13 protein-coding genes are annotated in these 13,670 nt (G+C 70.0%); 8 read left to right on the forward strand and 5 right to left on the reverse strand.

Translation table 11 applies throughout. The annotated features are described in order from the left end of the window. Positions 1–12: 12 nt before the first annotated feature. From ACLJRL_RS16910 to ACLJRL_RS16930, 5 genes are all read left to right on the forward strand, one after another. The gene (locus ACLJRL_RS16910; protein ID WP_410657129.1) at positions 13–1,053 is read left to right on the forward strand and encodes a LacI family DNA-binding transcriptional regulator; all 1,041 of its coding nucleotides are present in this window, start codon (positions 13–15) and stop codon (positions 1,051–1,053) included. Continuing rightward, the gene (locus tag ACLJRL_RS16915; protein WP_410657130.1) at positions 1,050–2,204 is read left to right on the forward strand and encodes a Gfo/Idh/MocA family protein; all 1,155 of its coding nucleotides are present in this window, start codon (positions 1,050–1,052) and stop codon (positions 2,202–2,204) included. Before ACLJRL_RS16910 ends, ACLJRL_RS16915 begins: the two co-directional genes overlap by 4 nt. Before the next feature lie 29 nt (positions 2,205–2,233). Next, positions 2,234–2,998 carry a sugar phosphate isomerase/epimerase family protein gene (locus ACLJRL_RS16920; RefSeq protein WP_410657131.1) on the forward strand — a complete coding sequence of 255 codons (765 nt, stop codon included), beginning with the start codon at positions 2,234–2,236 and terminating at the stop codon, positions 2,996–2,998. After that, positions 2,995–3,645 (forward strand): SGNH/GDSL hydrolase family protein, encoded by a 651-nt coding sequence (locus tag ACLJRL_RS16925; RefSeq protein ID WP_410657132.1) that lies wholly within the window; start codon positions 2,995–2,997, stop codon positions 3,643–3,645. The genes ACLJRL_RS16920 and ACLJRL_RS16925 overlap by 4 nt, the downstream gene beginning before the upstream one ends. A 100-nt stretch (positions 3,646–3,745) precedes the next feature. Next, complete coding sequence (locus ACLJRL_RS16930; RefSeq protein WP_410657133.1) at positions 3,746–5,077, forward strand: serine/threonine-protein kinase; 1,332 nt, start codon at positions 3,746–3,748, stop codon at positions 5,075–5,077. A 34-nt stretch (positions 5,078–5,111) separates the two neighbouring features. On the opposite strand, the gene ACLJRL_RS16935 is transcribed toward ACLJRL_RS16930, so the two are convergent. The 3 genes from ACLJRL_RS16935 to ACLJRL_RS16945 all read right to left on the reverse strand — a co-directional run bounded on the left by ACLJRL_RS16935 (position 5,112) and on the right by ACLJRL_RS16945 (position 7,633). Beyond that, complete coding sequence (locus tag ACLJRL_RS16935) at positions 5,112–6,158, reverse strand: LacI family DNA-binding transcriptional regulator (RefSeq protein WP_410657134.1); 1,047 nt, start codon at positions 6,156–6,158, stop codon at positions 5,112–5,114. Then, a complete protein-coding gene (locus tag ACLJRL_RS16940) occupies positions 6,139–6,801 on the reverse strand; it encodes a flavodoxin family protein (RefSeq protein ID WP_410657135.1) in 663 nt (220 codons plus the stop codon). Before ACLJRL_RS16940 ends, ACLJRL_RS16935 begins: the two co-directional genes overlap by 20 nt. A gap of 127 nt (positions 6,802–6,928) precedes the next feature. Next, positions 6,929–7,633 (reverse strand): alpha/beta fold hydrolase, encoded by a 705-nt coding sequence (locus ACLJRL_RS16945; protein ID WP_410657136.1) that lies wholly within the window; start codon positions 7,631–7,633, stop codon positions 6,929–6,931. Positions 7,634–7,759: 126 nt separating this feature from the next. On the opposite strand from ACLJRL_RS16945, the gene ACLJRL_RS16950 reads away from it, so the two are divergent. Next, positions 7,760–8,320, forward strand: coding sequence for a TetR/AcrR family transcriptional regulator (locus ACLJRL_RS16950; protein ID WP_410657137.1), 561 nt, complete (start codon positions 7,760–7,762; stop codon positions 8,318–8,320). A 7-nt stretch (positions 8,321–8,327) separates the two neighbouring features. On the opposite strand, the gene ACLJRL_RS16955 is transcribed toward ACLJRL_RS16950, so the two are convergent. Continuing rightward, positions 8,328–8,885, reverse strand: coding sequence for a TetR/AcrR family transcriptional regulator (locus tag ACLJRL_RS16955; RefSeq protein WP_410657138.1), 558 nt, complete (start codon positions 8,883–8,885; stop codon positions 8,328–8,330). Between the two features lie 76 nt (positions 8,886–8,961). Between ACLJRL_RS16955 and ACLJRL_RS16960 the strand changes: the two genes are divergently transcribed. Together ACLJRL_RS16960 and ACLJRL_RS16965 are read left to right on the forward strand one after the other, a co-directional pair. Continuing rightward, complete coding sequence (locus ACLJRL_RS16960) at positions 8,962–10,518, forward strand: GMC oxidoreductase (RefSeq protein WP_410657139.1); 1,557 nt, start codon at positions 8,962–8,964, stop codon at positions 10,516–10,518. Positions 10,519–10,636: 118 nt separating this feature from the next. Next, positions 10,637–12,220 carry an AMP-binding protein gene (locus tag ACLJRL_RS16965; protein ID WP_410657140.1) on the forward strand — a complete coding sequence of 528 codons (1,584 nt, stop codon included), beginning with the start codon at positions 10,637–10,639 and terminating at the stop codon, positions 12,218–12,220. Positions 12,221–12,275: 55 nt separating this feature from the next. Here ACLJRL_RS16965 and ACLJRL_RS16970 read toward each other — a convergent pair whose 3' ends face one another. Next, the gene (locus tag ACLJRL_RS16970; protein ID WP_410657141.1) at positions 12,276–13,658 is read right to left on the reverse strand and encodes a M20 family metallopeptidase; all 1,383 of its coding nucleotides are present in this window, start codon (positions 13,656–13,658) and stop codon (positions 12,276–12,278) included. Between the last annotated feature and the right edge of the window lie 12 nt (positions 13,659–13,670).

Raw genomic sequence — 13,670 nt, forward strand, 5'->3', positions numbered from 1 at the left:
CGAGGAGGAACCATGCCGCAGCGCGCCGCAGGTTCGGTCACCCTGGCCGATGTCGCCCGCGAGGCGGGCGTGTCGCTCGCGACGGCGTCGAGAGCGCTCAACGGCGGCACCAGACAGGTCGGCGGGGAACTGCGGGATTCCGTGCTGCGAGCGGCCGAACGGCTGCAGTACACCACGAACGTGCCCGCGCAGGCGATGGCCCGCGGCCGCGGCAACGTCGTAGGCCTGCTGGTACACGACATCGTCGACCCGTACTTCTCCTCGATCGCCTCCGGTGTCATGCGGGTGGCCGCGCGGCACGGGCTCACCGTCACCATCGCCAGCACGGAAAACCGCCCGGAGAAGGAACTCGAGTACGTCACGACCCTGCGCGGGCAGCGGGCGCGGGCGGTCATCCTGGCCGGTTCGCGCAACGAGGACAGTGCCCTGCAACGGAATCTGACCAAGGAACTCAAGGCGTTCGAAGCCGCCGACGGCCGGGTCGTGGTGATCGGGCAGCGGAAACTGCCCTTCGACACCGTCATGCTCGAAAACCGGCCTGGCGCGACCGATCTGGGCGAACAGCTCGCCGGGCTCGGGCATCGTTCCTTCCTCGTCCTCGCCGGCCCGCCCGGCCTGCTGACCTCCAGCGATCGCGTGCAGGGTTTCCGGGACGGGCTCGCCCGCCACGGCGTCACGCTGCCCGCGAACCGGGTCGTGCACGCGGAATTCACCCGCGACGGCGGGTACGCGGCCATGGTGCGGGCGCTGGAGAACGGCTTCCGCGACGGCTGTGTCTTCGCCGTCAACGACGTGATGGCCGTCGGCGCCATGGCCGCGTGCCGCGACCGCGGGCTGCAGGTGCCGTCGGATATCGCGGTGGCCGGATTCGACGACATCATCACCTTGCGCGACATCAGGCCGTCGCTGTCCACCGTGCGCGTGCCGATCGAGGTGATGGGCGAGCAGGCACTCGACTTCGTCCTCGCCGACCGCGCCGAAAACCCTCGGGTCAAACACATCGGCGGTGAAGTCGTCTTGCGCGAAAGCACCTACTTCTGGGAGGACCAATGACCGCGGAGCGCACGCTCGGCGTTGTGATGAACGGCGTGACCGGCCGGATGGGCTACCGCCAGCACCTGGTGCGCTCGGTGCTCGCGATCCGCGAGCAGGGCGGCGTCGAACTGGCCGACGGCTCCCGGATCCAGCTGGAACCGGTGCTGGTCGGGCGGAACGCGGACAAACTGCGGGAGATCGCACGGCGCCACGGGCTCGAACGGTGGACGACCGATCTCGACGCGGCGCTGTCCGATGACGGCTACCCGCTCTACTTCGACGCTCAGCTCACGCAAGCCCGCGAGAAGTCGCTCGTCACCGCGATGGACGCCGGAAAGCACGTTTACACCGAGAAACCGACCGCGGAATCCCTCGACGGCGCACTCGACCTCGCCCGCCGGGCGAAGGCGGCCGGCGTCAAGAACGGTGTGGTGCACGACAAGCTGTACCTCCCCGGGCTGCTGAAGCTCAAGCGCCTCATCGACTCCGGCTTCTTCGGGCGCATCCTTTCGGTGCGCGGCGAGTTCGGGTACTGGGTGTTCGAGGGCGACTGGCAGACCGCGCAGCGACCCAGCTGGAACTATCGCGCCGAAGACGGCGGCGGCATCGTGCTCGACATGTTCTGCCACTGGAGCTACGTGCTGGAGAACCTGTTCGGCACGGTGGAATCGGTCCTCGCGAAGGCCGTCACGCACATTCCGGAGCGCTTCGACGAGCGCGGAAACGCCTACGCCGCAACGGCCGACGACTCCGCGTACGGCATTTTCGAGCTGGCGGGCGGGATCGTCGCGCAGATCAACTCCTCCTGGTGCGTGCGGGTGAACCGGGACGAGCTGGTCGAGTTCCAGGTGGACGGCACGCACGGCAGCGCGGTCGCCGGGCTGCACGGCTGCAAGGTCCAGCCGCGGGTGGCGACCCCCAAACCGGTCTGGAACCCCGATCTCCCCACCAGCGAGGTCTTCCGGGACCAGTGGCAGGACGTTCCGGACAACGCGGTGCCGGAGAACGGGTTCAAGGCACAGTGGGAGCAGTTCGTCCGGCACGTGGTCGAAGACGCGCCCAACTCGTACGACTTCCTGGCGGGCGCGCGAGGTCTGCGGTTCGCCGAGGCGGGTCTGCTGTCCTCGCGGGAAGGCCGCCGCGTCGAACTCGGAGAGCTGTCGCTGTGAGCACGTCCGAAAGGAACGAGGGAGCCACGATGATCCGGCCGGGACTGTGTTCGGTGACGCTGCGGCGGCTGGACGCCGAAGAGGTCATCCGCCGCGCCGCGGCGGCCGGCCTTGAGGTGATCGAGTGGGGCGCCGACGTCCATGTGCGCCCGGGGGACGAATGGGCGGCCGACCGCGTGGTCGAAGCCATGGGACGGCACGGGCTGGCCTGCGATTCCTACGGGTCCTATTTCCGCGCCACTCCGGCGGAGTCCGGGAAGTTCGGCGAGATCGCCGCCACCGCGGTCCGCCTCGGCGCGTCCCGGGTGCGGGTGTGGGCGGGCAAGGCCGGTTCGGCCGACGTCGACCCGGAGGAACGGCAGCAGGTCGTGGCCGGGCTCCGCGAGGCGGCGGACGTCGCCGCCGGGCACGGCCTCGAAGTCGCGCTGGAGTTCCACGGCGGGACCCTGACCGACACCGCCGAGTCGACGGTCCAGGTGCTCGAAGAGGTCGGCCGCGCCAATCTCGGCACCTATTGGCAGCCGCCCCAGGATCTGCCGGACGGGCCCGCGCTCGCGGGACTGGAGAAGGTGCTCGACCAGGTTCGCGCGGTGCACGTGTTCTCGTGGTGGCCCAGCAACGAACGGCGGCCGCTGACCGCCAGGACGGACCTGTGGCAGAAGGCCTTCGCCCTGCTCGGTTCACTGGACCGGCCGCTGGACGCCCTGCTGGAGTTCGTCCCGGACAACGATCCGGAGCTGATCGCCGGCGAGGCCGACTCCCTGCGCAAGATGATCGACGGGGCCGGCGCGTGAGCTTCACCGAACAGGACCGGTTGCTCTTCGCGGGCGACTCGATCACCGATTCCAGCCGCGACCGCACCGATCCGGCGTCGCTGGGCAAGGGGTACGTCCGGCAGATCGCGGACCGGCTGTGCGCGGACCGGCTGCGCGGCGGGCCGGAGGTGGTCAACCAAGGGCTCAACGGCAACCGGATCTACGACCTGGAAGCCCGCTGGACCGCCGACGTCCTCGCGCTCCGGCCGACGGTGCTGACCGTGAAGATCGGCATCAACGACACCTGGCGGACCTTCGACCGCGGCCTGCCCAGCCCGGTCGGGAAGTTCCGCGCCGCCTACACCCGGATCCTGGCCAGTGCGAGGCAGCACCTTCCGGCCGACTTGTACGTGATCACCCCGTTCCTGCTGCCGGTCGAACCGGAGCAGCACGCATGGCAGGACGACCTGGCACCCCGCATTGAAGTCGCGCTCGACGTCGCCACCGAGTTCGGCGCACGCCTGGTCCGGGCCGATCTCTTCATGCCACGCGCGGCGGCGGAACACGGCAACGCGACCCTCGCTCCGGACGGCGTCCACCCCAGCCCGCTCGGTCACCGGATCCTCGCCGAAGCCTGGCTCGCGGCGGCCGGAGTACCGGTCGAAGACGGGATCCCGCGGTCCTGAACGGCGTCTCTCGCTTAGGGTGAACTCGGACCCCGGAGTGAACCGGCCTGCTGCCGGGTCCGTGTGATCTTCGGAGAGAATCCAAGGCCCAGGGGGCGGCGTGACGCGTGAAGGTGAGCTCATCGCCGGGCGCTACCGGTTGCGGCAGAAGGTCGGCCGGGGCGCGATGGGCGTGGTGTGGCAGGCGCAGGACGAGCGGCTGCGGCGGGCGGTCGCGGTCAAGCAGCTGCTGCCCGACAGCACGTCCGGCGACGACGCCCAGTTCCGGCCGCTCGTGCGCGCGATGCGCGAGGCCAGGGTCGCGGCCCGGCTCAAGCACCCGCACGCCGTCACCGTCTACGACGTCGTGGAGGAGGACGGAACCCCGTTCCTGGTCATGGAGTTCCTGCCGTCGCGGCCGCTGACCGAAATCCTGGCCGACCACGGCCCGCTCCCGCCGGGGCGGGTGGCGGAACTCGGCGGGCAGATCGCCTCCGCGCTGTCCGCCGCCCATGCGGACAAGATCCTGCACCGCGACGTCACGCCCAACAACGTCCTCATCGCCGACGACGGCGCGGCGAAGATCGCCGACTTCGGGCTGTCGCACGCGATGGGCGAAGGGACCATGACCGGCGGCGGGCTCGTCGTCGGCACCCCTGCGTTCCTCTCCCCCGAGGTCGCCGACGGGGAGGAACCCGATTACCCGTCGGACGTCTTCTCCCTCGGCTCCACGCTCTACACCGCCATGGAAGGCGCACCTCCGTTCGGCACGGACGGCAACCAGATCGCGCTCCTCAAACGGGTCGCCCAGGGCGAGGTCGCCGCACCGCGGCAAACCGGCCCGCTCCCGGAAGTCCTGCTGCAGATGCTCCAGCGCGACCCGCGGGAGCGGCCCACCATGGCCGAAGCCGAGCGGATGCTCACCGCCGTCGCCGAAGGACGTCCCGCGCTCCTGTCCGGCACGAAACGTCTTCCGCCACCTGCCCGGCGTTCGCGGCGGCCGATCGCCATCGCGGCCGGAACGGTGGTCGCGGCCGGTGTCGTGGCCGGGATCCTGCTCTTCGACGGTGACGAGCCCGGCGTCCCGGTCGCCGGGCCGCCCGCCGCCCAGCAGACCACCGCGCCCGCGAGCACGACGGCGGAGGAGCCGCAATGCGAGGCGCGCTACGAGGTCACCAACACCTGGCCCGGTGGCTCCGAGATCCGCGTCTCCGTGCGGAACGCGCAGGACACCAGGATCACCGGCTGGGAGGTCAGCTGGACGCTGACGCCCGGGACCCGGATCTCCGGTCTGTGGAACGGTTCCCTGAAACAGGACGGTGACCGGGTGCGGGTCACCGACCTCGACTGGAACGCGATCCTGCCCGCCGGCGGGACGACCACCTTCGGCCTCATCGCGACCACGGACGCCGGGGACGGGGATCCGCCGGTCGCGGTATGCCGCGGCTCCTAGCGCTGGGCGGGGGTCGTGAGTGATTCGGGTCGTTCTAACGACCCGAATCACTCACGACAACCCAGCGATGGGTGGATTCTCGCGCGTTCAACCGCACGGGTACTTCGATCCGGCGCGTCTCGGTGCCGGTGGACCCGCCCTCGATGAGGTCCATCAACGCCGTGGCCGCCCGGCCGCCCACCTCGCGGGGATGCACGAACATGCCGGTGACCTGCGGCGAGGTGAGCCGGAGCGAACCGCTGTCCACCGCGCTGCAGAGGCCGAGTGACGCCGGTACCGCCAGCTGTCGCCGTCGCGCTTCGTGAAGGACGCCGAGGGCGAGGTTCTCCGATGTGGTGAAGACGGCGTCCGGGCATCGGGTCCGGTCGAGCAGTCTGCCCAAGGCCTCGGCGGTGCCTTCGCCGGTCGGCGGTTCGTCGATCTCGACGACCACGGGTTCCCGGCCTCGGTCGTCCATCCAGCCGCGGTAGCCCGCGACGAGATCCGCCGCGTAGGAACGGCTGGTGTCGGTGGTGATCATCGCGGGCCGCTCGTATCCGCGCTCGGCGAGATGGTCGAGCATCAAACGGGCCGCGGCGACCAGGTCGTTGTCGACGATGACCGGGACCTGGCACTGTGTGGCCATCGGGCGGCCGGTGGTCACCAGCGGCCGGTCACGGCACCAGCCGGTGGCGAAGAACGGCTCGTCACCGCGAGGGTCGACGAGGATGGCGCCGTCCACCGCGAAGGCGTTGAGCCGGTCGAGATCCGCGTCCGCCGGGGTCAGCAGCAAGGCGTACGAGCGTTTCGACGCGGCCTCGGCCGCCCCGTTGAGGACCTCGAGGAAGTAGTCGGAGTTGGGGACGAGCGCGCAGGCGCTGCTCGCGTCGACCGAGTTCGCGATCTGGATCGCCAGGGTGCGGCTGCGCCGGGTGACCAGTTGCTGCGCGTGGACGCTGGCCTGATAGCCGAGGTCGGCGGCGGCCTGCGCGACGCGGCGGCGGGTGTCTTCGGAGATCCGGCCCTGCCCGCTGAGCACATGGGAAACGGTGGTGATCGAGACTCCCGCGGCGGCGGCGACGTCACGGATGGTCGGCGACACGGGACTCCTCGGGCGGTCCCCACACGCGATTCGGCCGATCGGTGTCGAGCCGGTAGTCGGTGACTCGGGCCTGGCCCAGCCTACGACCGAGGTCCGCCGCGGCCTCCAGCGGACGCGCGGGATCGCGTTCCACCTCGCCCCGGCTGTTGCCGATGCCGACCACGATCCCGGCGAGGTCCTGCTTGAGGTACCGGGTGAGTTCCTGGAACTGGGCTTCGAGGCCGAGCGTCGCACCCCGGTAGCTCTCCTCGCAGGAGATCACCACCGCCGCGCGCTTGCCCATCAACCCGGGCATGACCCGGCCGGTATGCGGCGAACTGCCCGAGGTGTAACAGAAAAGCCGGTCGAAGAAGGACTTCAGCCGCCCGGTCATGCCGTACCAGTGCAGCGGTGTCGCGTAGACGATCGCGTCCGCCGGGAGCACGTGATCGAACAACAGCCGCTCGTAGCCGTCGGCGATACCGCACGACCGGTCGCTCAGCCGGCAGCTGCGGCAGTCCCCCAACGGCGCTTCGACGAAGTCGGCGAGGTGGACGAAGTCGACGGTGTCCCCCGCCTCCTCCGCTCCCTTTGCCAGGGACTGGGCCAGGGCCCAGGAATTGCCTTCGCGGCGTGGGCTCGAACTGAGCACGAGGACCTTCATGTGGATCTCCCCGGAGACGGCTGACCGGTGCAAAAACGCTTTTGCAGTCTCTCCGGGAACGAGGGCGACGTCAAGGTCGTGAGTGTTTTGGGTCGTTCTAACGACCCAAAACACTCACGACCCGCGATCAGCTGACCTTGGCGGCAGCGGCGAGGATGACGTCGGCGACGGCGTCCGGCCTCGACACCGAGACGGCGTGCGAAGCCGCGACCCGGGTGACCTCCGAGCCGGCGCGTTCGGTCATGAACTCCTGCGCGGCGGCGGGGATCGCGTGGTCCTGCTCGGCGATCAGCGCCCACGAAGGCAGGTTCTTCCACGCCGGCGTGCCGTCGAACGGCGTGGCCAGCGCGCGCTCGGCGACCGGGCGCTGGGTGAGCGCCATGACGGCGGCGGTCTCCGCGGGGACGTCGGCGGCGAACACGTCGGAGAAGTTCGCCGGCTTGATCGACAGCTCACTCTGGGCCGCGAGGACGTTCGTGGTGTCCGGGCCGAGCTTGCCGCCGCCGAACTTGCCGGACAGCTCGAACACGCTCTCCCCCGCCTCCGGCTGGAACGCGGCGATGTAGACGAGCGCCTTCACGTTCGGCGTGGTGGCGGCCGCCCGGCTGATCACCACGCCGCCGTAGGAGTGTCCCGCCAGCACGACAGGGCCGGACACGCCGTTGACGACGTCGGCGACGTACTCGGCATCCGACTCGATACCGCGCAGCGGGTTCGACGCCGCCAGTACCGGATAGCCCTGCTCGCGCAGCTTCGCCACGACGCCGTTCCAGCTGGACGAGTCCGCGAACGCGCCGTGAACCAGGACGACGGTGGGCTTCTGGACAGTCATGGTGACTCCTTCAAGCTCAGAGAGAACGATCGGTCTTTCTCCATGAACAATGCCCACCCGCTCCGCCTTCCGCAATGTGACGAGCGAGACCTAGCAGAATGACCGTTCTTTCTCTAAGCTGCGGGGATGACGACCGCCGATCGAGACATCCACCCCAAGGACAGGCTGCTCGAGACCGCGTCGCGCCTGTTCTACGCCGTGGGCATCCACGCCGTCGGCGTCGACCGCCTGACCTCGGAGGCGTCCGTGACCAGGGCGACCTTCTACCGTCACTACCCCGGCAAGGACGACCTGGTCGCGGCCTACCTGGACACGACGAGCAGGCGGATCCGGGAGGGCATCGGCGCCATCCTGAAGGCCGAACCCGCTCGCGAAGCACTGGCCGGCACCATGGGCGTCATCGGCGACCGGACGCTGGACGACGACTTCCGCGGCTGCCAGTTCCTCAACGCCGCCGCCGAATATCCCGACCCCGCGCACAAGGTCCGCCAGGTCATCGACGACCACCGCGAGTGGTTCTTCGGCGTGCTCCGCGAACTGGCCGCCGAACTCGGGCATCCCGACCCCGAACACGCCGCCCGCGTGCTCGTCCTGCTGCGGGACGGCGCGCTCCACGGCGGGAACCTCGACGACGCCGCGACCGTGCGCGACACCCTGCGCCGCGCCGTCGCCGACGTGATCGCCTGAGTCTCGTTCAAGCCGCCCGCTCGGCGAGGAACCCGTCGAGGATCACGGCGACCACTCGCCGTGTCGGGTCACCGGGGTGGGCTCTCGCGGTCCCGGTCACGATGGCCGCTTCGACCATTTCGAAGACCAGCAGGAGATCCGTGGGCTCGACGTCCTCGCGCAGCCGTCCGTCGGCCTGCGCCCGCCGGAACGCCGGGGTGAGGACCGTGACCAGCGTGTCGGCGTACTGCTGCTGGTAGCGCACGGGCAGTTCGCGGAACAGGCGGACCAGCGGTCGCCAGGAGATCTGCTCGAACAGCACCGCGGCCAGGAGTTCACGGAACGAGCCACGCGCATCGTCCTGGTTGACGATGCGTTTGAAGGCGGCCAATTGCCGGGCAGCCACGGCGAGGCCGAGTGCCTGCCGGTCGGGGAAATGGCGGTAGACGGTCGCCCGTCCGAGGCGAGCCCGCCGGGCGATCTCCGCCAGCGGGATGATTTCGGAGCCCTGGGAGAAAGCGGCCTCTGCGACGCGAAGGATCGTTTCGCGGTTGCGCTCGGCGTCGGTGCGCCGGGGACTCCGCATCCGCCGGATACTACTGGCGAGTAGTGAGACTCGCAATTCGTTCCTTGTCTCGGTTGATCTCCCTAACGTTCGGGCCATGTCTCCTCTGCGCCGACGGACCGTTCTCAAGAGTGCCGCGGGTCTCCCCCTTCTCGCGGCCGCGCCGGGCCGGGTCCCGGTGACGCGGGAGGACCACCGGGTCGTCGTCATCGGATCCGGGTTCGGCGGTGGCGTCACCGCGTTGAGGCTGGCGCAGGCCGGGGTTCCGGTGCTGGTGCTGGAACGCGGTCTCCGCTGGCCGACCGGACCGGACGCGGAGACGTTCCCCCATCCGACCTCGCCGGACAAGCGGATCTTCTGGCTGGGATCGGCGCCGTCGCTGTTCGGGATCGTGCCGCTGCTGCCGTTCGAGCGCTACACCGGTCTCCTGGAGCGGGTGCCCGGCCAGGGGATGGACATCATGTGCGCCGCCGGGGTCGGCGGTGGTTCCCTTGTCTACCAAGGGATGACGCTCCAACCCGCCGAGGACGTGTTCAACACCCACTTCCCCGAGCAACTCGACTACGCCCGCATGGCACGGATCCACTATCCGCGTGTCGCGGCCATGCTCGGGCTCGCGACCGCGCCCGACGAACTGATCGCCGGCCCGACGTACAAGGCCGCGCGCGTGTTCGCCCGCAACGCCGAGCGAGCGGGCTACGCGGTCTCGAAGATCCCGATGCCGATCGACTGGTCCTACGCGCTGCGCGAAGTGAACGGCGAGATGAAACCGTCCTACACCAACGGCGACTGCAGTCTCGGGGTGAACAACGGCGGCAAGCACTCGGTGGACGTCACCTACCTCGCGGCGGCGGAGGCCACCGGCCGCTGCACGGTCGCGACGCTGCACAACGTCACCGACGTCGCGATGGCAGGGGACGGCCGCTGGCGGATCTCCGTCGACCGCATCGGCACCGACGGCACAGTGCTGGAGAAGAAGATCCTCACCGCCCGAGCCCTCATCATGGCGGCCGGAACCGCCAACACCACGAAACTGCTGATGCGCGCCGAGGCTTCCGGCGCGATCCCGGACCTGCCCGACGGGCTCGGCGCGAACTGGGGTTCCAACGGCGACCGCATCTACACCTGGACGAACCTCGCGGACGACTTCGGTTCACCCCAGGGCGGTCCGGTCGTCTACGGCAGCAAGGAATGGGACGACCCGGCCACGGCGAACACCGTCATCCAGGCGTCGCTCCCGCCGCTGCCGAACCTGCGGACGACGATGCTGGTCGGCTACGGCGTGAGCGAAGGCCGGGGACGGTTCGTCTACGACTCCGCCAAGGACGACGCGACGCTGCACTGGCCCGCCGGCGCCGACAGTGTGGTGGCGAAGCGCATCCACGAGCGGGTCACGAAGATCGCCGGGCCGGCCTCGGTCGAACTCGACACGACCACTCTCGTGCCCAGCACCTGGCACCCGCTCGGTGGCGCGTCCATGGGCAGCGTCTGCGATCTGGCGGGCCGGGTCGGCTCGCACCGAGGCCTGTACGTGCTCGACGGCGCCCTGATGCCGGGCAACAGCGCGGCGTGCAACCCGTCGATGACCATCGCGGCCGTCGCCGAACGGGCGATGGACGAGATCGTCGCGAAGGACGTCGGCGTCGTCTTCTGACCGCACCCCGGCGGGCTATGCCTCATCCGGCGTCGTCGTCACGTGCCGGACATTGCGCCTTCTCGACGGTCGTAACAAGTGCTACCTTCGCGGTGCAGGCCCGGACCGAGGAGCGCCGATGAGGCTTTCGCCCAGCGCACACGTCGACTCGTTCTGCCGCGATCGGCTGCCTCCCGGGTCGCAGTGGCCCGAGTTCCTGTTCGACCTGCCCGAACTGTCCTATCCCGAGCGTCTGAACGCCGCGACCGCGCTGCTCGACGACACCATCACGCGCCTCGGCCCGGACAGGCCCTGTCTGCTGTCGCCGACCGAAACCTGGACCTACGGCGACGTGCTCGCGCGCGCCAACCGCGTCGCGCACGTCCTCGTCACCGACTTCGGTGTCGTGCCCGGCAACCGGGTCCTGCTGCGCGGCCCCAACACCCCGTGGCTCGCGGTCGCCTGGCTGGCCGTGCTGAAGGCGGGCGCGGTGGCCGTCACGACCATGCCGATGCTCCGCCGTACCGAACTCGACAAGATCGTCGCCCGCGCGAAGCCCGCGCTGGCGTTGTGCGACGAACGCCTGCTGGACGAACTCCCGCCCGATCTGCCTGTCGCGTCCTACGGAACGGACCTCGCCGTGCGCGCCGAGCGGCATCCGGCGACCTTCGCCGACGTCCCGACCGCCGCCGACGACGTCGCCCTGCTCGCCTTCACCTCCGGCACGACCGGATCACCGAAGGCGACGATGCATTTCCACCGCGACCTGCTCGCGATCGCGGACACCTTCTCGCGGCACATCGTGCGCCCGGTCCCCGGAGATCTCTTCTGCGGCACACCGCCGCTGGCGTTCACCTTCGGTCTCGGCGGCCTGCTGGTCTTCCCGCTCCGCGCGGGCGCGGCCACGTTGCTGGTCGAACGCGCCACCCCCGCCGAACTCGCCGCCATCGTCGCCGCGAAGGACGTCACCGTCCTGTTCACCGCCCCCACGGCGTACCGCGCGATCCTCAATTCCGGCGACGGCCGCCGCCTGTCCGGCGTGCGCCGCGCGGTCTCGGCGGGTGAGTCGCTTCCCGCCGCCGTGGCCGAACGGTTCCGGGAGGTCGTCGGCCGCCCGCTCATCGACGGCCTCGGCAGCACCGAAATGCTGCACGTGTTCCTCTCCGCCGCCGACCAAGCGGCGCGACCCGGCGCGACCGGGAAGGTCGTCCCCGGTTACCAGGCCGCCGTCCTGGACGTCGACGGCACACCTGTTCCTGATGGCACGCCTGGGTTCCTCGCCGTGCGGGGTCCCACGGGTTGCCGCTACCTGGAGGACCCGCGCCAGCGTGACTACGTCCGCGATGGCTGGAACATCACCGGCGATACCTACGTCCGGGACGCCGACGGCTACTTCAGTTTCGTCGCGCGCAGCGACGACATGATCATCTCCTCGGGCTACAACATCGCGGCGCCGGAGGTCGAGGAAGTCCTGCTCACCCACCCCGACGTCGCGGAATGCGCGGTGATCGGCACCCCGGACCCGGACCGCGGTTCGGTCGTGACCGCGTTCGTCGTACTCCGGCCCGGGGCCGCGCAGGGCCCGGACGTCGCGCGGGCCCTGCAGGACCACGCGAAGGCGACCGCGGCGCCCTACAAGTACCCGCGACAGGTGCGGTTCATCGAGGAACTCCCCCGCAACGCGAGCGGGAAACTGCAGCGATATCTGTTGCGGGAGCTGTAACCGGCGAGCCGGTGATCGCGTGCGCGGTTTGGCTCCGTCTGTTCGCTGTCGAGCATCAGGCTTCCTTCCCACGCCGGCCGAGCGCGTGGAACAACGCTGTGGCGAGGACGAGGCCTTCGCGCGCGATCGGTGCGAGCAGGTGCTCGTCGGGCGCGTGCTGCAGGCAACCGGGGTAGGAATGCGGCAGCCACAGGGTGGGCAGGCCGAGGATGTCGGTGAACACGTGGTTGGGCAGGCCGCCGCCGAAACTCGGCAGGATCGCCACCGGCCGGTCGGAAACCTCGTCGAGGACCCCTTTCGCCCAGCCCACCCACGGGTCCTCGACCGGGGTGCGGCTGGCCCGGAAACTCCCTTCGGCGGTGACATCGACCATCGAGAACCCTTGTGCGGCAAGATGTTTCTTGACCGTATCGGCCAGACCGGCGACGTCGGTGCCCGCGACGTAGCGAAGTTGCAGCATCGCGCGAGCCCGGCCCGGGATGGCGTTGACGGGCCGATCGATGTCCGCGGCGCCCAGCGAAAGGACTTCGAGGGTGTTCCAGCCGTAAAGCCGTTCGGCGACGGTCAGCCCGGTGTCACCCCAGCCTTCGTCCGGCGTCGGATCACCCGGAGTGCGTCCGATCCGGATCTCGGCGAGCGCCTCGCGAACACTGTCCGGGAGTTCGAGCGGCAGGAGACCGGGTACCTGGATGCGGCCGTGCCCGTCGACGAGACAGGCGATCGCCCCGGCGAGCGTGGTGGCGGGGTTGCGCAGCACACCGCCCCAGTTACCCGAGTGGTAGGCGTCGGGGCGCAGGTCGACGTCGAGTGCGATCCGGACACTGCCCCGAGCGCCGAGGAACACCGTCGGTGTCGCGGCGTCCAGGCGGGGGCCGTCGGAGGCGATGAGGACATCGGCGTTCAGCGCCTGCCACCGTGCCGCGACGAATTCGGCGAGGCCGGGTGAGCCGATCTCCTCACCGGTCTCGAACAGGAACTTGAGGTTGAACCCGAGCGAGCCCTGCTCGGCCAGGAGCAGCCGCAGCGCGGTCAGGTTGATCAGGTGCTGCCCCTTGTTGTCCGCCGAACCGCGGCCGTACCAGCGCTCGCCGTCGGCGGTCAGGGTCCACGGGTCCCGGCCGCTCCACCGCCCCTCGTGCCCGTCGACGACGTCGGCGTGGCCATAGCACAGCACTGTCGGAAGCTCCGGCGACTCGATCCGGGTGCCGATCAGGAAGTGACCTCCGGCCGGGTCGGGGTTGGGGAACGTCGTCACCTCGCAGCCGAGCGCGGTCAGCGCCGGCGTCAGCGCGTCGTCCAGGTATGCCTTGATGGCAATGCGGCCGGCCGGATGATCGCTCACGGTCGGATACCGGACCAGCTCGGCGAGTTCGGTGAAGAAGGCGCCCGAGTCGACGTGCTCCTGGGCCTTCGAAACCAGTTTCGCAGAGACTGCCACGTTCTCTCTCCC

This window comes from Amycolatopsis sp. lyj-112 (assembly GCF_046549055.1).
Classification (GTDB): Bacteria; Actinomycetota; Actinomycetes; order Mycobacteriales; family Pseudonocardiaceae; genus Amycolatopsis.